Source organism: Ancylobacter sp. TW_SC_1 (genome assembly GCF_056836805.1).
Window position 1 is genome coordinate 4,473,462 of the sequence record NZ_CM166365.1, and the last position, 22,621, is coordinate 4,496,082.

General features: G+C 68.5%; 20 protein-coding genes and 1 pseudogene. 13 read left to right on the forward strand and 8 right to left on the reverse strand.

From position 1 onward, the window contains the following. Position 1: 1 nt before the first annotated feature. The 6 genes from AC1PZ7_RS21235 to AC1PZ7_RS21260 are packed head-to-tail and all read left to right on the forward strand — an operon-like array spanning position 2 to position 5,210. Complete coding sequence (locus tag AC1PZ7_RS21235; RefSeq protein ID WP_482357172.1) at positions 2-976, forward strand: alpha-ketoacid dehydrogenase subunit beta; 975 nt, start codon at positions 2-4, stop codon at positions 974-976. A gap of 11 nt (positions 977-987) precedes the next feature. Next, positions 988-2,265: an acetoin dehydrogenase dihydrolipoyllysine-residue acetyltransferase subunit gene (locus AC1PZ7_RS21240; protein ID WP_482357173.1), complete on the forward strand. Its 1,278-nt coding sequence runs from the start codon at positions 988-990 to the stop codon at positions 2,263-2,265. A gap of 50 nt (positions 2,266-2,315) precedes the next feature. Further along, positions 2,316-2,639 carry an NIPSNAP family protein gene (locus tag AC1PZ7_RS21245; RefSeq protein ID WP_482357174.1) on the forward strand — a complete coding sequence of 108 codons (324 nt, stop codon included), beginning with the start codon at positions 2,316-2,318 and terminating at the stop codon, positions 2,637-2,639. A gap of 11 nt (positions 2,640-2,650) precedes the next feature. After that, on the forward strand, positions 2,651-3,508 hold the full coding sequence (locus tag AC1PZ7_RS21250; protein WP_482357175.1) for a hypothetical protein: 858 nt from the start codon (positions 2,651-2,653) through the stop codon (positions 3,506-3,508). An 8-nt stretch (positions 3,509-3,516) separates the two neighbouring features. Continuing rightward, the gene (locus tag AC1PZ7_RS21255) at positions 3,517-4,440 is read left to right on the forward strand and encodes a 3-hydroxyacyl-CoA dehydrogenase NAD-binding domain-containing protein (protein WP_482357176.1); all 924 of its coding nucleotides are present in this window, start codon (positions 3,517-3,519) and stop codon (positions 4,438-4,440) included. 20 nt (positions 4,441-4,460) lie between these two features. After that, positions 4,461-5,210 carry an SDR family oxidoreductase gene (locus AC1PZ7_RS21260; RefSeq protein ID WP_482357177.1) on the forward strand — a complete coding sequence of 250 codons (750 nt, stop codon included), beginning with the start codon at positions 4,461-4,463 and terminating at the stop codon, positions 5,208-5,210. A gap of 12 nt (positions 5,211-5,222) precedes the next feature. On the opposite strand, the gene AC1PZ7_RS21265 is transcribed toward AC1PZ7_RS21260, so the two are convergent. Then, positions 5,223-5,984 carry an NAD(P)-binding domain-containing protein gene (locus tag AC1PZ7_RS21265; protein ID WP_482357178.1) on the reverse strand — a complete coding sequence of 254 codons (762 nt, stop codon included), beginning with the start codon at positions 5,982-5,984 and terminating at the stop codon, positions 5,223-5,225. 95 nt (positions 5,985-6,079) lie between these two features. On the opposite strand from AC1PZ7_RS21265, the gene AC1PZ7_RS21270 reads away from it, so the two are divergent. The 7 genes from AC1PZ7_RS21270 to AC1PZ7_RS21300 all read left to right on the forward strand — a co-directional run bounded on the left by AC1PZ7_RS21270 (position 6,080) and on the right by AC1PZ7_RS21300 (position 13,006). Then, complete coding sequence (locus AC1PZ7_RS21270) at positions 6,080-6,871, forward strand: GntR family transcriptional regulator (RefSeq protein WP_482357179.1); 792 nt, start codon at positions 6,080-6,082, stop codon at positions 6,869-6,871. Between the two features lie 135 nt (positions 6,872-7,006). Beyond that, a complete protein-coding gene (locus tag AC1PZ7_RS21275) occupies positions 7,007-8,116 on the forward strand; it encodes a branched-chain amino acid ABC transporter substrate-binding protein (protein WP_482357180.1) in 1,110 nt (369 codons plus the stop codon). Positions 8,117-8,278: 162 nt separating this feature from the next. Further along, positions 8,279-9,229 (forward strand): branched-chain amino acid ABC transporter permease, encoded by a 951-nt coding sequence (locus AC1PZ7_RS21280; RefSeq protein WP_482357181.1) that lies wholly within the window; start codon positions 8,279-8,281, stop codon positions 9,227-9,229. Continuing rightward, complete coding sequence (locus AC1PZ7_RS21285; RefSeq protein ID WP_482357182.1) at positions 9,229-10,224, forward strand: ABC transporter permease subunit; 996 nt, start codon at positions 9,229-9,231, stop codon at positions 10,222-10,224. The genes AC1PZ7_RS21280 and AC1PZ7_RS21285 overlap by 1 nt, the downstream gene beginning before the upstream one ends. Beyond that, positions 10,221-11,051 carry an ABC transporter ATP-binding protein gene (locus AC1PZ7_RS21290; RefSeq protein ID WP_482357183.1) on the forward strand — a complete coding sequence of 277 codons (831 nt, stop codon included), beginning with the start codon at positions 10,221-10,223 and terminating at the stop codon, positions 11,049-11,051. Before AC1PZ7_RS21285 ends, AC1PZ7_RS21290 begins: the two co-directional genes overlap by 4 nt. Further along, complete coding sequence (locus AC1PZ7_RS21295) at positions 10,975-11,724, forward strand: ABC transporter ATP-binding protein (protein WP_482357184.1); 750 nt, start codon at positions 10,975-10,977, stop codon at positions 11,722-11,724. The genes AC1PZ7_RS21290 and AC1PZ7_RS21295 overlap by 77 nt, the downstream gene beginning before the upstream one ends. Continuing rightward, positions 11,717-13,006 (forward strand): NAD(P)/FAD-dependent oxidoreductase, encoded by a 1,290-nt coding sequence (locus AC1PZ7_RS21300; protein ID WP_482357185.1) that lies wholly within the window; start codon positions 11,717-11,719, stop codon positions 13,004-13,006. The genes AC1PZ7_RS21295 and AC1PZ7_RS21300 overlap by 8 nt, the downstream gene beginning before the upstream one ends. 147 nt (positions 13,007-13,153) lie before the next feature. Here AC1PZ7_RS21300 and AC1PZ7_RS21305 read toward each other — a convergent pair. The 7 genes and pseudogenes from AC1PZ7_RS21305 to AC1PZ7_RS21335 all read right to left on the reverse strand — a co-directional run. Beyond that, positions 13,154-13,312 (reverse strand): annotated as a pseudogene (locus AC1PZ7_RS21305) (hypothetical protein); the annotation flags it as partial. A gap of 276 nt (positions 13,313-13,588) precedes the next feature. Then, the gene (locus AC1PZ7_RS21310; RefSeq protein ID WP_482357186.1) at positions 13,589-14,944 is read right to left on the reverse strand and encodes a glycosyltransferase family 4 protein; all 1,356 of its coding nucleotides are present in this window, start codon (positions 14,942-14,944) and stop codon (positions 13,589-13,591) included. A gap of 46 nt (positions 14,945-14,990) precedes the next feature. After that, the gene (locus AC1PZ7_RS21315; protein WP_482357187.1) at positions 14,991-16,064 is read right to left on the reverse strand and encodes a polysaccharide pyruvyl transferase family protein; all 1,074 of its coding nucleotides are present in this window, start codon (positions 16,062-16,064) and stop codon (positions 14,991-14,993) included. A 23-nt stretch (positions 16,065-16,087) separates the two neighbouring features. Next, positions 16,088-17,536 carry a mannose-1-phosphate guanylyltransferase/mannose-6-phosphate isomerase gene (locus tag AC1PZ7_RS21320; protein ID WP_482357188.1) on the reverse strand — a complete coding sequence of 483 codons (1,449 nt, stop codon included), beginning with the start codon at positions 17,534-17,536 and terminating at the stop codon, positions 16,088-16,090. Positions 17,537-17,744: 208 nt separating this feature from the next. Further along, entirely contained in the window at positions 17,745-18,578 is an 834-nt protein-coding gene (locus AC1PZ7_RS21325) for an SDR family NAD(P)-dependent oxidoreductase (protein WP_482357189.1), read from the reverse strand. Then, the gene (locus AC1PZ7_RS21330) at positions 18,575-19,801 is read right to left on the reverse strand and encodes a capsule biosynthesis protein (protein ID WP_482357190.1); all 1,227 of its coding nucleotides are present in this window, start codon (positions 19,799-19,801) and stop codon (positions 18,575-18,577) included. Before AC1PZ7_RS21330 ends, AC1PZ7_RS21325 begins: the two co-directional genes overlap by 4 nt. Before the next feature lie 110 nt (positions 19,802-19,911). Then, positions 19,912-22,104 (reverse strand): polysaccharide pyruvyl transferase family protein, encoded by a 2,193-nt coding sequence (locus tag AC1PZ7_RS21335; protein ID WP_482357191.1) that lies wholly within the window; start codon positions 22,102-22,104, stop codon positions 19,912-19,914. Positions 22,105-22,621 lie beyond the last annotated feature (517 nt).

Consider the following 22,621-nt stretch of genomic DNA (forward strand, 5'->3'; position numbering starts at 1 on the left):
CATGGCTCTCATGCGCTATGCCGAAGCCCTGAACGCCGCACTGCGCGAGGAGATGCAGGCCGACCCCTCGGTCTTCCTGTTCGGCGAGGACATTGGCCGCTATGGCGGCGTGTTCAAGGTCAGCAAGGGGCTGATGGAGGAGTTCGGCGAGATCCGGGTGCGCGACACGCCGATCTCCGAGCAGGCGCTCACCGCCATGGCGGTGACGGCGGCGATGACCGGCACCCGTCCGGTGCTGGAAATCATGTATGCCGACTTCGTGCCGCTCGCGCTCGACGCGCTGGCCAATCAGGCGTCGATCTACAACTACATCTGGAACGGCCAGGTGAAGATGCCGCTCGTGCTGCGCACCCAGGGCGGCGGCGGTGCCGGGGCCGGGGCGCAGCATTCCAAGTCGCTCGATTCGATGCTGGCCCACATTCCCGGCATCAAGGTGGTGGCCCCCGCCACCCCCGCCGACGCCAAGGGCATGCTGAAGGCAGCTATCCGCGACGACCAGCCGGTGGTCTTCCTCGAGCACAAGCTGCTCTACAATATGCGCGGCGAGGTGCCGGACGGCGACGTCGTCGTGCCGCTCGGCAAGGCCGCGACGGTGCGCCAAGGCACGGACATCTCGCTGTTCGCGTCCTCCAGGATGGTGGTGGAAGCCACCCGGGCGGCCGAGTTGCTGGCCGCCGACGGCGTCTCGGCCGAAGTCGTCGACCTGCGCTCGCTGCGACCGCTCGACATCGGTGCCATCGTCGCCTCGATCGCCAGGACACATCATGCCGTGGTGGTGAACGAGGGCTGGCGCTTCTGCGGCTATGCCGCCGAACTCTCCGCCAGCATCATGGACCACGCCTTCGACGAGCTCGATGCGCCAGTCGCCCGCGTGACGCTGCCGGACATGCCGATCCCCTATTCCGAGCCGCTGGAGACCGCGATGCTGCCCAACGCGGCAAAGATCCGCGCTGCCGCGCTCGCGACGCTGAAGTGAGGCCAGCGGCGATGACCACCTTTCCGATCCGTCTCGACAGTGCCGGCGGCGAATATATGGAGGACGTGCTGGTGGTCGGCTGGGCAGCCGAGCCCGGCGACGCGGTGAAGGCCGGCCAGCTCCTCGTCACGGTGGAGACCGCCAAGGCGGCGACCGAGATCGAGGCCGAGCGCGACGGCTGGCTGGCGGAGATCTTCTACCCGGCCGGGCAGGAGGCGCCGGTCGGCGTGATACTTGGCACGCTCGCCGACGCGCCACCCGCCAGCGCCGCCACCCCGGTCGACATCCGGTCCCGCGACGTCCCGTCTCCCGAGGCGCCGGCTTCCACTGCCGGGACCTCGGCGACGGCACCCGCCTCGGCCCGCCGCGTGGCGAGCCCGCTCGCACGGCGGGCGGCACAGGCGGCAGGGCTCGATCTCGCCGAGATCAGAGGCACGGGCCCGAATGGCCGCATCAAGCAGCGCGACGTTCTGGCCCGGCTCGCCGCCCGCGATGCGGCTCCCGCATCTGCGGCCACCGTCCCCGTGCCCGGGAGCGCACCGGCGGGCCGCCCCGACCCGGTCGTTCTGCTGCATGGCTTCGGCGCCGACCGGTCGAGCTGGCGCCAGGTGACGCCGCTGCTCGCGGCGGCCCTGCCCGCCGGCACCGAGTTACTGGCGCTCGACCTGCCCGGACATGGCCGCGAGGTCGGGCGCGCCGCCGCCAGCATCGAGGCTATCGCCCTCGACCTGTCGGCCCGGCTCGACTCGGCCGGCATAGAACGCGCCCATCTCGTCGGCCATTCGCTCGGCGGGGCGGCGGCGATCGCCCTGTCCGCCCTCGGCCGCCTCGCCGTGCGCTCGCTGACGCTGATCGCCCCCGGCGGACTCGGGCCGGAGATCAATGCCGGATTCCTCGCCGGGCTCGCCGAGGCCGCGACGCCGGAGGCGCTCGGGCGTTGGCTCGCCGAAATGGTCGGCGACCCGGCCGCCCTGCCCGCTGGCTTCGCCCGCGCCGCCTTCGCCCAGAGGGAGCAGGCCGGCAGCCGCGCCGCCCTCGCCCTGCTGGCCGGGCAATTGTTCGCGGGCGGCACCCAGGGCTTCGACCTCGGCGCCGAACTGGCACGCGTCACCGCCCCGACCCGCCTGATCTGGGGCCGGGCCGACCGCATCCTCCCGGCCGCCCATGCGGCGCGCGCGCCCGGCTTCGCCGCCGTCCATCTCCTCGACGGCATCGGCCACGTGCCGCAGCTGGAGGATCCGGCGCTCACCGCCCGTCTGATCGCCGAAACCGTGCGCAGTGCGGGATAGGCACGTCCGACGCCTTCGCCACCGCCTTTCCCGCCCGACAGGAGCCAGCCATGATCTTCGACCACCGTACCTACACCGCCCGGCCGAACAGGCTGCCGAACTTCCTCAAGCTCTATGAGGAGGTCGGACTGCCCATGCAGCGGCACTATCTCGGCGAGCCCTTCGGCTTTTTCCAGACCCATATCGGCGACCTCTCGCGCACGGTGCACCTGTGGAAATATGACAGCCTCGCCGACCGCGAGGCGCGCCGCGACCGCATGGAGGCCGATCCGGAGTGGCAGGTCTACCGGCTCAAGGTGATCGAGACCGACTACCTCCTCGACATGCGCAACCAGATCCTGAAGCCCGTCTCCTTCTTCGACCCGGGCAAGTGAGAGCAGGGCCGATGGAACTCGTGTTCTCGGCGGAGGGCCGCAGCTGGCCGCTGCGCCTGACCGGCGATGCCGGCCGCACGCAGCGCGCGCTCCTGCGCGCTCTGCCGCTGCCTCTGCAACTGCACACGCCGAAGATCGCCGGCAGCCACATCTACTGGCACGCCCCGTTCGTCGAGGACGTCGAGGGAGCGACCCATGTGCTGGACGCGCCGGCCGGCGCCTTCATCTACTGGCCGGTGCGGCAGTTCCTGGAGATCACCTTCGCGCCGCTGCAGGCCGAGACCGCGCAGGTCACCGTGCTCGGCCATCTCGACGCGCCGGTGGACGGCATCGCGGCGCTGGCCGCGACGCTGAAGCGCGCGCAGGGACGACGGATATTCGCCGGCACCCTCGCCCGCGCCGACGGCGCGCCCGTCGAGCCCGCACTCCCCTCGCCGCTCCCCGGCGATCTCCTCGCCGCCCGCGCGGCGCTGTGGGCGGCCTGCCCGGCCGACATCGCAGGGCTTACCCATTCGCGGGCGATCATGCACCCGGTCGGTCCGGTCTTCGCCGCCGAGGGCGAAGCGCGGGTGCTGCACGAGATGCTGTGGTGGATCCGCGGCGAACGGGAGCGCACCGGCGAGGCCCTGCGCCGCTACGCCGCCGGGCTGGCGCTGAACAAGGCGGCAACCCGGCTGCGCGACTTCTGCCACCTCGACACCACGCCGGCGCTGCTGTTCCGGCTGGAGGCGGCGATGGGCGAGGCGGCCCTGCCCTTCGACGCGCTGCTGGACGAAGCCATCCTCGTCGCCGGCCGGACCAGCGCCTGGATCGACCTGCTCATTCCGTGGAACGACCTCAACGGGTCGTTCCGCGCAGTTCTGGATTGAAGGCCGCCATGGAAAAGCTGACCATCGGCATCGTCGGGCTCGGGGTGATCGGCCAGCGCTGGGCCGCCGCCTTCGCCCATGCCGGCCACGACGTGCGGGGCTACGACGCCGATCCCGCCCGCGCGGCGGCGCTCAAGGAGGCGCTGCCGGCACTGATGGCCGAGCTCGACGCGCTGCATGGCCCTGTCACGGCGCCCGGCACGGTCGCGACCTTCGCCAGCCTCGGCGAGGCGCTCGCCGGCGCCGGCTTCGTGCAGGAGAACGGACCGGAGCAACTCGCGCTCAAGCAGAGCCTGCTGGCGCAGATCGACGGCCTCGTCGGCGAGGAGGTGGTCATCGCCTCGTCCTCCTCGGCACTGCTGGTCTCGCAGATGCAGGCGGGGTGCCGCCATCCCGGCCGCATCGTGCTCGGCCACCCGTTCAACCCGGCGCATCTGATGCCGCTGGTGGAGATCGTCGGCGGCTGCGACACCGATCCCGCTACCCTCGCCCGCGCCCGCGCGGTGTACGAGGCGATCGGCAAGAAGCCGGTGACGCTCAACCGCGAGATTACCGGCCATCTTGCCTTGCGGCTGATGGGCGCGATGTGGCGCGAGGCGATCGCGCTGGTGCGCGAGGGCGTCGCCTCGGTCGAGGACGTGGACCGGGCCTTCATCTATGGCCCCGGCCCGAAATGGACGCTGCAGGGCGCGTTCATCTCCAACGGCCTCAACGCCGCGGGGATGGGGGACTTCCTGGTCAAGTACGGTCCGACCTACCAGGCGATCTGGGACTCGCTGCTCGACGCCAGGCTCGACGACGCCACCATCGCGGCGGTGTCCGCCTCAACCGCCGAGGCGGTGAGCGGCCGCAGCCAGGACACGTTGCGCGCCGCCCGCGACGCCGGGCTCATCGAGGTGCTGAAGACGGTCGCCGCGCACGGCGCGCTGTGACGGCAAGGCTGGAGGACGCCATGGACCACCGCACCGCTCTCGTCACCGGCGCCTCGCGCGGCATCGGCGCGGCGATCGCCACCGCCCTCGTCTCCGAGGGTCTTACCGTGCACGCGCTGGCGCGCGACGCGGCAGCGCTCGGCGCGCTTGCCGAGCGGCTCGGGCCGAGGCTGAAGCCCCTGCCCGGCGACGTGCGCGACCTTGCGGCGATCGCCACCGCGCTCAACGGCACCCCGATCGACGTGCTGGTCAACAATGCCGGCGGCCTCGCCACCGTGCGCCCGCTGCACGCGCAGAGCCCGGCAGAGACGGCGGAGGTGATCGCGCTCAACCTCACCGCGCCGCTCCAGCTCATCCAGCTGCTGCTGCCCGGCATGATCGACCGCCGGCGCGGCCACATCTTCAACCTCACCAGCACCGCGGCCGGCGCGGTATTTCCCGGCACCGCCACCTATGGCGCCGCGAAGGCCGGCCTCTCCCAGGCCGGGCGGATTCTGCGCCACGAGCTGGCCGGCACCGGCGTGCGGCTCACCGAGATCGCCCCCGGCCGGGTGGAGACGGATTTCTATCTCAGGGCCTTCGACAATGACCGCGAGGGCCTGCGCGAGCGCATGTACACGCAGCAGCGCCCGCTCCGCCCGCAGGACATCGCCGAAGTGCTGGTCGGCGCGCTGCGCCTGCCCGACCATGTCGACATCGCCGAGCTGATCGTCTCGCCGAGCGAACAGGCGCCCGGCGGCCACGTCTACCCGCCACCGCCGGAGCGATAGCCGCCGGCCCGGTCAACCGCGCGGGCCGGCAAGGCGCGCCAGCACCGCTTCGCAGGCCGCCTGCCACAGCGCCGGCTGCCCGCCGGCCGCCAGCACGTCGAGCCCGAGCTCGGTGATGCCGCCAGGCGTGACGAGCTCGTCAAGCAGTTGCGTCATCGGCTCGGGTTTCTCGGCGATCAGCCGGCCTGCGGCGACGAAGGTGAGCGCCACCAGCCGGCGCATCGCCTCGGCCTGAGGCCCCTGGTCGGCCGACCATTCGGCCGTGCGGCGGATGAGATCCTGCGCCCAGCCATAGACGGCGGCGTTGACGGTCGCGACCTCGAAATCCGCCTCGCTCGCCAGCGCGACAACTGGACCGAGCCGCTCCAGCACCGCCACCGCGGCCGGCAGCGGCGGGAAACAGGCGGTGGGGCTGGCATTGATCGCGGCGGCAGTCAGCGGCATGGCGCGCACCGCCCGCGCCGGCGCCACGGCGAGGCCGGCGAGCGGCACCCCCGCGCAGGCGGAGATCACCACCTGTCCCTCGCGCCAGGGCAGGCCCGCGACCGCCGCCGCCGCGTCGGCGGGGCGCACCGCGAGCAGCACCACCTCGGCGCCGTCGACGAGGTCGCGGTTGTCCGCCGCGACGACCAGCCCGTGGCGCTCGGCGAGCTCCCTCGCCCGCCCGCGCGGCGACAGCCGAAGCTGCTCCGGTTCCAGCCCGGAGCGCAGGAGCCCGGCGGCCAGCGCCGCCGCCAGATGCCCGACGCCGAGAATGCCCACTCGCATGATCATGTGCCCCGCGTGATGTCGGCCGCTTGCGTTTGGACCGAGATTGGAAAAGGTTGAACCGAACTGTCGACACCCCCAGCCCAGCGCAAGGAAACCTCATGCCGGAGAACTCCGAGATCGCCGACGTCATCGACCCGCCGGCCGAGACCGGCGCCGAGATCGGCACCGAGACGCGCCGCGCGGCGGACAGCAGCGAACGGGCCTATCAGGTGATCCGCAAGATGCTGGTGGAGTTCCGGCTGAGGCCCGAGGAGCGCATCAACGAGGTGCGGCTCTCGCGCAGCCTCGGCGTCTCCCGCACCCCGATCCGCGAGGCGCTGAACCGGCTCGCCTCGGAGGGCTTCGTCTCCCTCACTCCGAATCGCGGCTTCTTCGTGCGCAGCCTGTCGACCGAGGGTCTGCTCGACCTCTACGAGCTGCGCTCGATCATCGAATGCGCCGCCTTCCGACTGATGTGCGAGCGCGCCAGCGACGAGCAGATCGACCAGCTCCGCCACTACTGGGAGGCCATCGTCGAGGGCTACCGCGACCAGCCGCCGGACCTCATCCTCGCCGAGGACGAGGGCTTCCATCTGCTGATCGCCGAACTGTCGGGCAATCCGGAGATCGTCGCCCAGCTCGCCTCGATCAACGCGCGCATCCGCTTCATCCGCCGGATCCAGATCGAGCACCGCACCCATGACCCGGCGCAGGTCGCCGCCCATTCCGCCATCGTCGACGCCGCGGTGCGGCGCGATGTCGAGGGCGGCGTCGATCTGCTGCGCAACCATATCGAGCTCACCATCTCCGCGACGCAGCAGGCCCTGAAAGACGCGCTGCTGAAGGTTTTCAGCTCCAGCGACACACGGCCGCCCCGCCGCCGGACGCCCCTCGCAGCCCCCAAGGATTAGCCAACCCGACAATTGAACGCAACAGTGTCGACACTTTCTTGACGTAACCTCGATTGTCTGTTTCGATGCTCCCCACCGGCATGAAGACCGGGATCACCTTTCAGCCGCAGACCTTCGAGGATAAGGGGAGCCGCAATGAAATCCGTTGCCTTGCTGTGCCTGGGCGTGTCGCTCATCGCCGCGCCGGCCTTCGCCGACGACATCACCATCGGGCTCGCCGGCCCGCTGTCCGGGCCGCAGGCCTATTTCGGCAGCACCTGGCACAATGGCTTCAAGCTCTATGTCGACAAGCTGAACGCCGCGGGCGGCGTCAACGGCACCAAAATCCTGATCAACCAGCAGGACGACAAGGCCGATCCGCGTGAAGGCACGCTGGTCGCGCAGAAATACTGCGACGACGACGAGGTCGTCATCGGGCTCGTCAACTTCAATTCCGGTGTCGCCCAGTCGACCCTGCCGATCTACGAAGACTGCACGTTGCCGACCATGACCTTCGGCTCCAACCCGTCGCTGACGCATCAGGGCTACAAGTTCATGGTGCGCCCAGTCGCCAACGACCTCGCCGGCGCGCTGCTGCCGGCCGAGTATGCGCTGGACAAGCTCGGCGCCAAGACCGCTGTGGTCGTCAACGACAAGCAGGTCTTCGGGCAGGGCATCTCGGAGATCTTTGCCAAGAACTTCGAGAAGGGTGGCGGCAAGGTGCTCGACACGCTGGTGGTCGCGCCGTCCGATGTCGACTTCACCGCCGTGCTGGCGCAGATCAAGGCGAAGAAGCCCGACGTCATCTATCTCGGCGCGGTGATGCCGCAGCTTGCCCTGTTCGCCAAGCAGATGCACCAGCAGGGCGTCAAAGCGACCCTCCTGGTACCGGACGGCGGCTACACGCCGGACCTCATCGCGCAGGCCGGCCAGGACAATGTGCAGGGTACGCTGGTGGCCATCCAGGTACCGCCGATGGATGCCTCGCCGGACATTGCCGCCTTCGCCAAGGCCTACAAGGACAAGTATGGCGAGGAGGCCGGCCCCTACTCGATCTACGGCTATGTCCAGGGCCAGATCCTCGAGCAGGTGCTCAAGGATGCCAAGGGCCACTCGCGCGAGCAGATGAACGACGCCCTGCACCAAGTGAAGGCCAAGACCGCCATCGGCGAGCTCGAATTCGACGACATCGGCGAGCTGAAGGTGAGCCCGTCCTACCTCTACAAGGTCGACGGCAAGGACTTCGTGCTGATCGGCTCGAAGTGAGGCGGCGCCTCCCCCGCTGATGCTTCGCCGGCCACTCCACTTTGGGTGGCCGGCCGCTGGCGGCGGGAACAGTGCGCCCGCCACCCCTGCCGGGCCTCTCCAGCGCGGACGATCGCGCCGTGCCGATCGCCCGCCGCCCCGACGTTCCCGAACAGGACGCCCATGCTCGGAATCCTTTTCCAACAGGCCGTCAACGCCCTGACCATCGGCTCGATCTACGCCCTGATCGCGCTCGGCTACACGATGGTCTACGGCGTGCTGCGGATGATCAATTTCGCTCATGGCGAAATGTTCATGCTCGGCGCCTATGCGGCCTTCCTCGCCCTCGCGCTGATGGCAGGCGACGTGCATTCGGCAGGCGCCCTCACGCTCGCCGCGGCCTTCGTCGTCGCGGTGGTGGCGGTGGGCGGCGCTGGCGTGCTCATCGAGCGGCTCGCCTACAAGCCGCTGCGCAACTCCACCCGGCTGGCGCCGATGCTGTCCTCGCTCGGCGCCTCGCTCGCCCTCGTCGCCGGCATGCAGATCCTCGCCGGCCCGCAGCCGGTGGCGTTTCCGAGCTTCTTTCCGTCGGTCACCTACAACGTGATGGGCGGCACCGTCACCCTTGTGCAGATCGGCATCCTCGTCGCCGCTTTCGTGCTGATGTGCGGCCTGTCGCTGATGGTGAACCGCAGCCGCATCGGCATCATCGTGCGGGCGGTGTCGGAGAGCCGTCAGACCGCGCGTCTGCTCGGCATCAATGTCGACCTCGCGATCTCGATGGTGTTCTTCGCCGGAGCCCTGCTCGGCGCGGCGGGCGGCATCCTCTATGCGAGCTATTACGGCATCATGTCGCCGACCATGGGTGCGGTCGTGGGCCTGAAGGCCTTCACCGCCGCCATACTCGGCGGCATCGGCTCGATCCCCGGCGCCGTGCTCGGTGCCTTCATCCTCGCCTTCGTCGAAGTTGCCGGCACCGCGCTGCTGCCCCTCCTCACCGGTGGGCTGCTCGGCACCGAGTACCGCGACGTGCTCGCCTTCGCCATCCTGATCCTCGTGCTGCTCGTCCGGCCGGCCGGCATCCTCGGCGAGCCGGTGTCCGAGGAGAGCATGGTCTACAAGAGGGAATTCTGATGCCCGCCGACGCGCCTTCCCTGCGCGCCGCCCCGCGCGTCAGCCGCCCGGTCGCCCTGCTGGTGCTGGCGCTGATCGTCGCGTTGGTCGCGGTGACGCCCTTCCTGCCGAACTACTACATTCGTGTCGCCAACAGCCTGCTCATCTACGTGCTGCTGGGCATCGGGCTGAACATCGTCGTCGGCTACGCTGGACTGCTCGATCTCGGCTTCGTCGCCTTCTACGCGGTAGGCGCCTACAGCTATGCGCTGCTGGCGAGCTCGCAGCTCGGCCTGCACCTGCCGCTGCTGGCGATCCTGCCGATCGCGGTGTCGCTCGGGGTGATCGCCGGCGTGCTGCTCGGCATCCCGGTGCTGAAGCTGCGCGGCGACTACCTCGCCATCGTCACGCTGGGCTTCGGCGAGATCATCCGCATCCTCGTCAACAATCTCGACACGGTCACCGGCGGACCGAAGGGCGTGGCGCGGCTCGACAAGGCCTCCGTCGCCGGTCTTGAGGTCGCACGACCGGCGGAGATCTACGTGTTGCTCGTCGTCGTCGTGGCGGTCGCCGGGCTGCTGGTATGGCGCCTGGAGCGCTCCATCCTCGGCAAGGCCTGGGCGGCGATCCGCGAGGACCAGGACGCGGCACGCGGCATCGGCATCAACACCACGAACGCCAAGCTGGCCGCCTTCGCCACCTCGGCGGCGATCGGATCCATCGCCGGAGTGATCTTCGCCGCCTCGCAGCGCTTCGTCAGCCCGGAGAGCTTTTCGCTGCAGGAATCCGTGCTGATCGTGCTGATGATCGTCATCGGCGGCATCGGCAACATCCTCGGCATCGTCGCCGGCGCCGCGATCCTGATCCTGCTGCCGGAGATGCTGCGCGAATTTGCCGAGTGGCGGGTGCTGTTCCTCGGCATACTGATGATCGTGCTGATCATCGCCCGACCCGCCGGGATCGTGCCGCGCTCGATCGGCCCGGAGAAGCTCGTCAGGGGGCTGTTCGGCAGATGACCCTCGCCTTTAACCATGTGCGCAAGCAATATGGCGGGCACGTCGCCATCGACGACGTATCGCTGACCTTCGAGCCGGGTCTGATCTACGGGGTGATCGGCCCCAACGGCGCCGGCAAGTCGACGCTGATCAACATGGCCGCCGGCTCCTATACCGTCACCGCCGGCGAAATCACCCTGGACGGCCGCCGGCTCGACACGCTGAAGAAATACGAGATCGCCCGCGCCGGGGTGGCCCGCACCTACCAGAACATCCGCCTTTTCGACCAGATGACCGCGCTCGAGAACCTCGAAGTGTGCTTCTACCCGGCCGATGTCGGCGGCACCTGGAAAGAGGTGCTGTGGCCGCCCTACAAGCGGACCCGCGAGGCTCGCCGCCAGCAGGCGGCGCGCGACGTGCTGCGCTTCTTCGATCTGCAGGGCTACGCAGAGAGCGACGCCGGCAGCCTGCCCTATGGCCGCCAGCGCATGCTGGAGATCGCCCGCGCCCTCGTCGCCCGGCCGCGCGTGCTACTGCTCGACGAGCCGGCCGCCGGCCTCAACCATCACGAGACCGCCGAACTCACCGCCAAGCTCGCCGAGCTGCGGGTGCCCGACCGCATCATGATCGTCGTCGAGCACGACATGGACCTCGTCATGACGCTCTGCGACCGCATCGTGGTGCTGCATCATGGCCAGAAGCTGTTCGAGGGCACCCCCGCCGAGGTGCAGCACAGCGCCGACGTTCAGCTCGCCTATCTCGGGACCGCCAATGACATCGACGACATCCGAACCGCTGCTCAGGATCGCCGGGCTCAGCTCGGGATACGGGCGCGTCAGCGTTCTTGAAGGCATAGACCTCGAGGTCGACCGGCAGGAGATCGTGGTCATCCTCGGGCCGAACGGCGCGGGCAAGACGACCCTGCTCAACTCGATCTCCGGCGTCGCCCGGCCCACTGCCGGTCGCATCACCTTCAACGGGCGCGACATCACCGGCGCCAAGCCGGAGCAGGTGGTGCGGCTCGGCCTCACCCATTGCCCGGAAGGACGGCAGATCTTCCAGCGGCTCACCGTCGAGGAGAATCTCGTCGCCGCCCATATCGGGCGTGGCGGCAAGAGCTTCGAGACGCTGCGCGCCGAGGTGTTCGAGCTGTTCCCGATCCTGAAGGAGCGGCGCAACGGCATGGCGAGCCGCATGTCCGGCGGCCAACAGCAGATGCTCGCCATCGGCCGGGCGCTGATGGCCGAGCCGGTGCTCCTGATGCTCGACGAGCCCTCGCTCGGCCTCGCGCCGAAGGTCGTGCACCAGATCTTCCGCATCATCCTCGACCTGTCGAAGGCCGGCATCTCGATCCTGCTGGTCGAGCAGAACGTGCAGCTCGCCCTCGAATGCGGCGACTACGCCTATCTGCTCAACACCGGGCGGATACGCCTGCATGGTCCGGCGCAGGAGATCGCCGCCCATTCGGCGCTCGGCGAGGCCTATCTGGGCGGCGCCACCGAGGAGACGCTGCATGTTTGAGGTCGACTGGAAGACCCCTCATCTGTGGCGCAAGACCGCTGTCGCCCGCCGTACGGCGCCGGCGCTGACGGGCGACGACTCCTGCGACGTGCTGGTGGTGGGGGGCGGGTTCACCGGCCTCGCCACGGCGCTCGGGGCGCGCGACAGCGGCGCCGCCGTGATCCTTCTCGAAGGCAACGAGATCGGCTCCGCGGCCTCCGGTCGCAATAACGGGCTGGTCATCTCGCACCATTCCAAGGCCTCGCCGTCGGAGTTCGAGGCGACCTATGGCAGGCTCCATGGCGAGCGCTACAACCGGCTCGTGGCGGACGCCGCCGGCGTCGCCTTCGGGCTGATGCAGCGCTTCGGCATCGACGCCCACCAGGTGCAGGACGGCTGGCTCCAGCCCGCCCACAACGAGGCGACGCTGGCGCGGGCGCGGACGTTCCACGACGAGTGGAAGGCCTTCGGCGCCACCGTCTCCTGGCTCGACCACGACGAGGTGAGCCGGCGCATCGGCAGCCCCTATCTCGGGGGCTGGATGATGCACAATTCCGGTCACATCAATCCCTTCGCTCTGACCGTCGGGCTTGCCGGGGCGCTGGAGCGCGAGGGGGCGCGGATCTTCGAGAACTCCCGCGGTCTGCGGCTGGAGAAGGTCGGCGCCGGGTGGCGGGTCCACACCGCGCAGGGCTCGGTGACCGCGCCGGAGGTGGTGCTCGCCACCAATGCGCTCACCGGCGACATCTGGCCGGGCCTCAAGCGCACGCTGATCCCGCTCAAGGTGTTCCAGGCCGCCACCGATCCGCTGCCGGCGGAGGTGCGGGCGCAGATCCTCGTCGGCAACCCGGCGGTGTCGGACATGCGCGCCGACATGCGCTACTTCCACTATGATCGCGACCACCGGCTGGTGAGCGGCGGCACCCACACCTTCTGGCACGACGAGGCCGAGCGCGGCCGCGCCAAGGTTTCGCGCATGCTGGGCAAGGCCTTCGCGGCGCTGGGTGGTTCGCCGCGCATGAACGAATACTGGAGCGGCACCTTCGCGGTGGTGCCGGACCGTCGGCCGCGGCTGTTCCGCCTGGCCCCCGGCCTCGTCTTCGGCGGCCTGTATTCGGGGCGCGGCGTCGCGCTCGCCCTCGCGCTCGGACAGGAGATCGGCCGCTGGGCAGCCGGGCGGCGGCGCGACGACGAGATGCCGCTGCCGGTCACCGCCATGAAGCCAGTGCCATTCCATCCGATCGCGGTCCAGGTGGCCAACCATATGCATCCCTGGCACCGCTACCAGGACCGGCGCGCCTGATCGGCGCTCCGGTCCGCCGCGTGTCGCCATAGCCGTCGGTGTCGAGGCTGACATAGGCGAGATTGGCGAAGGGCTCGAAGGCGGCGAATGCCGCCAGCCGAGATCGCCGAAAGCCTGGAACAGGCCGGCATTGTAGCCGGCGCTCAGGCTGTCGGCGTAGCCGGGGAACACCTCCGCGCGCGAGGTCGAGACATCCTGCCACCTATAGGCGAGACCGGCGCGCAGGGCGGGCGCGCCCCACTGGTTGCCGCCCTGGGCGCCGATGTGCCAGTTGTCGCTGGCCCGACGAGGCCCGCCCATCGGCATCGAAGGAGGTGTCGCTGTAGCCGCGGGTGGAGCCGGAGAGGCCGGTGGTGTCGCCTGCCTCCGGCATACGCGCCTGCTCGCTCGCCAGTTCCGCGATGCAGGACGTCTGGGGCAGATGACGGATAAGGCGCGGGCGCCATGCCTTTACCGGATCGGCCGGCTGCGGCTCGCCGAGGCGCACGGCGCCCACCCATGTAGCGCTTCAGGCGCCGATGATCTCGCACGTCCTGCCGGGCAGATGGTTGCGCGCCCCCGCGCACCGTGACCATGCCGATATCAGCTCGCCGCCGCAGTCTCGGGCAGCAGTCGGTCGTAAAGGGCGGCCAGCCGGTTGCGGTAGCGTTCTTCGGAGAACAGCGCCGCCTGCGCCCGGCCACGCATGGAGAGCGCGGCGCGCAGCTCGGCATCGACGGCAAGTGTCTTGATGGCGTCGGCGATGGCACGCGGGTCGTAAGGATCGACCAGCAGCGCGGCATCGCCCGCCACTTCCGGGATCGACGCCGTGTTGGCGCTGATCACCGGCGTGCCGAGCGACATCGCTTCCAGTACCGGCAGGCCGAAGCCCTCATAGAGCGAAGGGAACACCAGCGCCTTGGCGCCGCGTATCAGGCTCACCAGCAACGGGAACGGCGCGTAGTCGAAGCGCCGTACCCGGTCGCGCACGAAGGTCAGGTTGTCGAGCTGCTCAAGATAGCGGTTGCTGCCCTCGTTGAGGAAGCGCAGCTCCTCGCCGGCCTTCCACGCCGTCTTGCCGAGCAGCACCAGCGGCTCGGTCACCTGCGCGGCGAGATAGGCCTCGATCAGACGGGCGATGTTCTTCTTCGGCTCTATGGCGCCGAAGAACAGGAAATAGCCCTTGTAGGTGAGCCCGAACCCTCCCTCCACCTCCTCGCGCACAAGCTCGTCCGGCTTGTCGGCATATTTCGCCGGGATTGAGACGGCCTGATAGGTATTCGTCACCTTCTCTTCGGGATAGTCGAACAGGTCGACGATGTCCCTCTTCGAGGCCTCGGAGACGGTGACGATGTGGTCGGCGCGCTTGAGCACGCCCTGGATCATCCGCTTGTAGAACTTCTTGTTGTCGAGCGTGGTGAACGGCAGGCGCAGGGGCACGAGGTCGTGCAGCGTGTAGATGTTGGGCACCCCCGGCAGCCGGATCGGCAGCGGATAGGTCCAGTGCATCAGGTCCGGGCGGGTGACCCCGCCGACCGACATGAAGTGCCGGTAGGCATGGAAGTGCCAGTAGCTGCGCGAGAACAGCTCCGGCGCGTTCCATATCCTGTCGTAATGCGGCAGGCGCGACTGAAAGGTCCGGGTGATCACCCGGCCCGTCAACGGCACCTCCCGCGCCCGCACGCCCAGCGGCGAGGTGCAGAGCTGCTTCAGCCGCCGGGCGATCTCCAGCATCAGCGAGGGCGAGCCGGCATTGGAGTCGAAGAACGATATCTCCCGCAGCAGCCGGTCCGCGCTGGGCGAGGCCCGCGTGCCGTAGAGGATCTCCGTCCGATAGCCGAGATCGCCGCACGCGAAGCTGAGATTGCGGGCATAGGTAGCCACGCCGGTGCCCGCCTCGAGCGCGAGATTGTAGCCGTCGATCATCACGGTCCGGTCGCGTGACGGCCGCGAGGGCATCGACGCAACCGCCGTTCTCCGGAGTGCGGCGCCCGTGCCGCCCGCGTCACCCCGCAACAGCATGGGCCTCCGCAACCTTCGGCCGCGCCGGCACGGGCGCGCCGCCACCATGCGCATAGGGAATGTCGCGGATCAGCGTGTGGTCGAAGACGGTTCCGCCCTTCGGCGCGGTGATCGGCGCGAGATCGATCGGGAAGGCTTCGATGAGCGGATCGATGTCGAAGTCGACCGGCTTCCACGCCGTGTCGATCGACCACATCAGGTGCTCCCAGTCGGTGCGCTTGTTGCGCCGCTGCACATAGACCGGGATGCAGGGGATGCCGAGGCCGAGATAGAGATCGGTGATGCGCAGGTCGTAGCCGTCATCGGGATCCATAGCGCGGCCGATCAACCCTTCCGGCGTGCCGCGCGGAGAGAAATACAGGCAGGGTATGCCGTAACTCTCGGCGAACACCATGCCGTGCAGGCTGGTGGAAACCAGCCGCTTGCACGCGAGAATCTCGTCGAGCTTCTCGCGCATCGATTCCGCGCTGATCGCCGTCAGCGTGTTGATGATGCGAACGCTGCCCTCGAACTCCGCCGGTATGTGATAGCGCTCATACGCCTCGCGCGGCATCGCGTCGAGCGAGCGGCCGTCGAGGTCCGAGAGGTGGACGATGACGCCGACCTCCCACTTCTTCTCGATCTTCGGATTGTAGAAGCGCGGCAGGGCCCAGACGGGATCGCCGAAGACCGGCGCGCCGACGGCGTTTTCCTCTCCCAGAAGCGCGCGGCTCACCGGCCCGCGCGTGGCATACACCCGGTAGCGCGCCGCCGGGTCGGGCAGGAACGGAATACGCTCGCCCTCCTGCCCGGTATTGATGTAGCGCGACGAGCCGGTGCCCCATACCGAGACGTTGCCTCCCTTGAGATTCTGGGCGATGGTACCGACCGCCGCCATGCGCACGCTGCCGGCGTCATGCGCCTGATGGACGATCGGCTTGCCCGACAGCAGGGCCACCATGACCGGGCTGAGGGCGTCGCCGAGGTTGAGATAGTGCTGAACCCGCGTGGCGGCCGCCCAGGTGAGCGGAACGGCGCCCTTGTCGCGGACGATCTTGCGCAAAGTGGCTTCGGTCACGTCGCTTTTCCTTCTGATCCGGTTCAGGAGACGGCGACGGGCGCTGCGGCCTCGACGCGGTTGTAGACATCGTCGAGACGGACGATGTCGTCTTCGCCGAGATAGGAGCCGACCTGAACCTCGATGAGCTCGAGCGGAATGCGGCCCGGATTGGTAAGGCGGTGGACGGCGCCGAGCGGGATGTAGGTCGACTCGTTCTCCTGAACCATGAACACTTTCTCATCCACGGTGACCTCGGCCGTGCCGTGCACGACGATCCAGTGTTCCGAACGGTGATGGTGCCGTTGCAGCGACAGGCGCTCGCCGGGATCGACGATGATCTTCTTCACGCGGAAGCGGCCGCCGAGGTTGATCGTCTCGTAGCTGCCCCAGGGGCGGTGCATCCGGGGATGCTCGGTCGCCTCGTTGCGCCGCTCCGCCTTGAGCGAGGCGACGAGGTGCTTGACCTCCTCGGAGCGCTCCGAGGGCATGATGAGCACCGCATCGCCCGTCGCCACGACCGACAGCCCCTCCACGCCAACAGCCGCGACCAGCGGCCCTTCGGAATGGATGTACGAGTTGGTGGCGTCGACCATGCGCACCGGGCCACGTTTCACATTGCCGCATTCGTCCGGCGCACTGATCTCGCGCAGGGCATTCCAGCTGCCGACATCGGACCAGGGGAAACGGCCCTCGACCACGGCCGCCCGGCTAGTGCGCTCCAGCACGGCGTAGTCGATGGAAAGGCTCGGCGCGGCGTGGAAGTCCGCACCCAGCCGGCAGAATCCAAGATCGCTGGTGGAGCCTGAAACCGCGCGACGCACCGCGTCGACGATCTCAGGCTCGAAGCTTTCCGCCTCTTCCATCATGACATGGGCGGGAAAGAGGAAGTTGCCGGAATTCCAGAGGTAGCCGGCCTCGACGTAATCGCGCGCCGTCTCGGCGTTCGGCTTTTCGGCGAAGGCTTCCACCAGCGCCGCAGCGCCGCCGTTCAGCGCCGCGCCGCGACGAATATAGCCATAGGAGGTGCGTGGCTCGGTCGGCGTGATGCCGAATGTCACGATATGACCGAACCGCGCCGTGGAGAGCGCCTTGCGGCACGCCTCATGAAACTGGTCGATGTCGCCGATGACATGGTCGGCGGCGAGGACGAGCAGGGTCGTCTCCTCGCCATGCATTTTCTGGGCGAGCAGCGTGGCGGCGAGCAGCGCCGGCGCGGAATCGCGACGCACCGGCTCGAGCATGACCGTTGGCTCCACGCCGATCTCACGCGCCTGGCGCTGGGCGAAAAAGCGGAACTCCTCATGCGTGACGATGATCGGCGCGGCGAACAGGTCTCCCTGCGCAACGCGCTGCAACGTGTCCTGAAGCAGCGTGGCGCCGGAGGTCGAGAGCGGCAGGAACTGCTTGGGCAGCGAGTCACGCGAAATCGGCCAAAGGCGGGTGCCAGAGCCTCCAGCGAGAATGACAGGGACGATCTTGGAGTCGGCCATCGGTTTTTCTCCTCACGTTCAGCGTTCTATTTCGGTATTTAATTGCCGAATAGGTACATATATACTATATATATCTAATGATATACGTTATACAAAGCACGTCAATATTAAGTTACGATAAGTATATCGTTTGAATATTGAATGAATTAAATCTAACGACTTGTTTTTACGTTGCTAACGACGACATCGCAGTCGCCCTTTTGCAGCGCTAGAGGTAATTGTCGGCCGGCGCCGCCGCATCGACGGTCGGCGCTGATCCGCCCCTTCGGACGCCGTCGATATGGGCCGCGAAGAATCGCCGCAGCACCGCTTCCCGCAGTACCGCCGGCACGCAGCGCCCCAGCCAGACCAGCATCACCAGCGGCAGGGGGAAGGCGACGCTGCGCGCCCCCCGATCCACCGCCGCGGCAATGGTGGCGGCGGCGCGCTCGGCGCTGCACTGCAGCGGCCGCCATCCGCGATACTCCCCGCTCATGCCGGTCGCGATGAAGCCGGGGCAGGCGACGGTGAGGCGCACCCCGCGCGCCGCCAGCACGGGGCGCAGCGCCTCGCCAAAGGCGATCAGGGCCGCCTTGGTGGCGCTGTAGGTCGGCTGGTCGGGCACCGGCATGCGCCCGGCGAGGGACGAGACGAGCACGACCCGCCCCGCTCCGCGCCCACGCATCGAATCCAGAAGCGGCAGCACCGTCGCGATCGCACCCTCGACATTCGTGCGGATCTGCGCGCGCACCTCCTGCAGCGGCTCCGCCTCTCCCTCGCGGCCGAGGCTCGCCTCGACGCCCGCATTGGCGATCACCGTGTCGATCGGCGTGCGGGCATCCACCTCGGCGACAAAACGGGAAAGCGCCAGGCTGTCCTGCACGTCCTGGATCCTGGTGGTCACCTGCGCGCCGCGCGCGCGGCACTCCTCGGCCACGCCCCCCAGCCGCGCGGCGTTGCGGGCGGTCAGAAGCAATGCGACGCCCGGCTGCGCGTAGTGGCGGGCCAGCGCCGCGCCAAGCCCGTTCGAGGCCCCGGTGATGAGGATGTGCCGCCCGCTCATGCCGGTCGCACCTCCTCGGTCGCCATGCGGGCGAGGAGGCCCTCAACGGCGCGCTCGATGCTCGCCGGGGAGAAGAAGCCGCCGGCGACCTGCGTGCGCGCCAGCACGACGCGCCGGTAGGCCCGCACGAGCACCGGGTCCGGTGGCGCCGCCTCACGCCAGAAAGCGTCGAGTTCTCCCTGATGCGCCAGCCCGGGCATGTCGTAAGTGGCGCGGCCCAGCACCTTCAGTGGCCTCGCATGCTGCAGGGCCGGCAAGGCCGTGGTCGAATTCACCAGCACCACGCCGGCGCTCGAAGCCACCAGGGTGTCGATATCGCCGCGTTCGATGAAGACCACGCGCGCACCGATGCCGTGCTCATCGGCCAGATTCGCCACCATCCGGCGGGTTACCGGCAGACTGGTATCGTAGGGATGCCGCTTGACCACGAGGCGCGCCTCCTCCGGCGCCGTGCGCGCGAAGGAATTGAGCACCAGGCGCACCACCTCCTGCACGGAGCGGAAGCGTGAATGCACCCGCATCTGATAGTCGCCTTCGAGTTGCAGCGGCAGCAGGAAATAGGGCTTCCCGCCGGCGATCGCGGCCTTCGCGACGCGGTCGCGCCGCGCCGCGCGGGCCATTGTCAGCCAACGAATGATCCAGCCGGCATAGTCCACTGCCGGATGCGCCAGCGTGTGGCGCCGGTAATGGGGAAACAGCGGAACCAGCGCGGCGTGGCCAGCATGCCAGGCGACATCCCAGAAAGCCCGGCGGGCAAAAGGCTCGGCAAGCGGCGCCCGCTCCCTCGCCGGCTCAGTATTTCCGCAGGCGGCATCGAGGACAGCGCCAGGGGTGCGCGGGAGATCGGAATGGTCGTTAACGCCGTGCGCTTCGCAGGTGATCCAGCCCGGCCGCACATACCCCTCCTCAAGCAGGTGCAGGCGCAGGCCGCGCGCGCGCCCGATCCGCACCGCCGGCGCGTGGTAGGGCCGGCAGTCGCCGAACAGCACCAGGTCCGTCACCGCTTCCTCGGCCATGAGCCGCTCCACATGGACCGGCCAGTCTTCCGGCCGGCCGCGATAGAGGCGCGCGCGACCGGGCCAGAACACCAGGTCGCCGCCGCACAGATGCACTTTCACGATCCGTGCGCCCCGCCGGCGCAGAGCCCGCGCGAGGCGTATGGCGAAAGGCGAAGCCGGCCCCTGCAGGAACAGGAAGCAGCGACGGCCGAATGCCGCCGCCACGGCGTCTCCGCTGCCGCCCCCCGGCTCCACCCGGCATGGCGCCGGCAACGCCGTTCGCCATATCGGCAGGCCGAAACCAGGGGCTCCGGCGCGGTCCGCACCCGCGCCGCTCAATAGTCGATCCGATCGACGATCTCGGCCGGCAACGGCCAGTTCATCTCCTCCGGCAATACCGCCAGCGGCAGCGGAAAGGCGCGAATAAGAGGCCGGTCATCGTAACTCACCGGCCGCCATTTGCCGTGCACCCAGGCCAGCACCGCGTCCCAGTCCGTCGGCTTGGAACGGTCGAGGCAATAGGAGGACAGCGTCGTCCGCCCGACGCCCGAGTAGAAGTCGCGCATGCGGTGATCGATCTGGTGCTGCGGATTGCCGAGGTCGAGCATCCGGCCCTCGCCCTCGCCATAGGTAGCGAACCAGGCGCAGGGGATGCCATAGGTCTCGGCAATGACGAGGCCGTGCAGGCTGGTGGAGACGATCGCGCGGCAGGAGACGATCTCCGCCACCTTGGCGCGCATGGCCTCGGCGGTGGGCGGGCAATGGGTATTGATGAGCCGGATGCGGTCCTTGAACGCCCCCGGCACCGCGTAGCGCCGCAGCGCCGGCTTGACGCCGGCTTCCGGCGTGCGGTCCTCCAGCTCGGTGATGTGGAGGATGACGCCGAGGTCATGGGTCTTCTCGACCTCCTTCATCGGCCAGAAGCGCGGCAGCATCCACACCGGATCGCCGAAGATGTTTGGGACCTCCATGCCGGCGGCGCGCAGCGTGCGGGCGCTGTTGGGCCCCCGCAGTGCGTGAATGTGGAACTCGGTGTCGGCCGGGCGCACATAGCCGCGCACCAGCGGATCGACCGGGTTGCGCTCGGCGTCGACGCCGGTGCCCCAGAAATGCAGGTTGCCGTTGCGCTGGTTGTGGCCGATCGTGCCCACCGCGACCATGCGCTCGATCGGCTGGTCGAAGCCGGCGCGCCGGACGGTGACGCCCGCCATTCCCGCCACGATCAGCGCGCTCAACGTATCCCCGAGATTGGCATGCGGACTCTCGCGCGTGGTCGCCGCCCAGGAGAGCGGAATGGAGATCCGCTCGGCATTCATCCGCAGGAGAGTGGCGAGGCCCGCCGTCATCGCGGCGGGTGGTGCCTTCTCGGGACCAACGACCTTCGTCACCGCCGACGCCGCGGCGCCTCCCCCGCGCGCCGCCGTCGGCTCCGGTTCCCGCGCCTGCGGCTCGACCTGTCCCACGACGATCGGTTCGGCGTTCTCGGCGTCGCGGTCCTGCTGGCGCAGAAGTGCCACGTCGTGCTGCAAGGTCAGCCCCTTTATGACCGGATGCTCCCAGATGCTCTTGCCCGACGGCGCCTTGAGCGGGGACGGCGTGAACGGGAATGCCTCGATCAGCCGCTCGGCATCGAATTCGGCACCTTCCCAGGCGCGGTCCACCGCATCCATCACGGCCTGCCAGTCGGTGGGCAGGCCGCGATCCTGGAAATAGGCGGGGACGTGGCGCCGGCCGAGACCGAGATAGAGGTCGACGATCCGCAGGTCCGCCGGGCCTTCCGGATCCAGCGCCAGCCGGCCGAGCCCACGCGGCTCGGCGAGCGGCGGGAAATAGAGGCAGGGAATCCCATAGGCCTCGGCAACGATCAGCCCGTGCATGCTCGTCGAGACGATGCGCTCGCAGGCGAGGATCTCGTCGAGCTTGGCCTTCAGCGCCGGCACGCCAAGGGGCGTCACCGTGGTGATGAGGTGGACGTCGTTCTCCAACCCGGCGGGAATGCGGTAGCGCGCGAAGGCCGGCAGGGGCCGCGCCTCATGGGAGCGATCGGCCAGCTCCGAGAGGTGGAGAATCACCCCGAGCTTCCATTTCTTGCGGATGCGTGGGCGATAGAAGCGCGGCAACAGCCAGGCCGGGTCGCCGTAGAGGCCCGGCCGCGGGCCGCCATTGGCCATCAGGCGCTCGGCCACCGGGCCGCTGGTGGCATGCAGCATCATCGCCCCGTGACCGGGCGGGGCGAAGGCGACCCGCCGTTCGACCGGGGCCGACGGGTTCTTCCAGGGTGAGCAACCCGTCCCCCACACATGCACCTGGCCGCCCTCGAAAGTGTGGCCGATAGCGCCGATCGCCGCCATCCGCACCGAGCGCGACTTCGCCGGCACGCGCCGCACCGGCACCCCCCCGACCATGGCGGTCATGACCGGGCTCAGCGCATCCTCGAAGTTCAGATAGTCCATCAGCGTGGTCGAACCCGCCCAACCGAGCCGCACCTCGCCCTCGCTGCGGACCATTGCCTCGAGAGGTGTCTTCATAATACCTCACGCGCTTCAAGCAGATTCGTAATATCCATGCTCACAATCCCGCCTTGTGAATCCATCTTTCCAATATCATTGTTCGATTTACTCCACTTGTCTACTCCGATTGAAATATCCGAAGTCGGGGAACCTAGAGCCGGCGAATGCGTTCTATCGCCCCTCGATGGTCGGATGAGGCGGTTCGCAGGCGCTCCGCAACTCTCACCGAGATGAGGGCTCGCTGGCATACCACGGCAGATTGCAACGCCAGAAATTTACTACCGCAGCGCAGCATGAGAATCTGTCCCACTATCCAGAATTACCTCACATTCAGGCATCGTCACTCGGTAAATTCGCACCATATTCCTTACGTTCACGTTGTCGCCTCAACCTGATGAGTCTAATTACCCGATGAGATTAGCAATTGATTCAACGATACCGACAGAAAAATCATTCGAAAATGTGTCTATTTGCATTGTTGAGTCGATTATTGTCGAATTAGGTTATATTGTACCGCGATTGCTTAATTTATGTG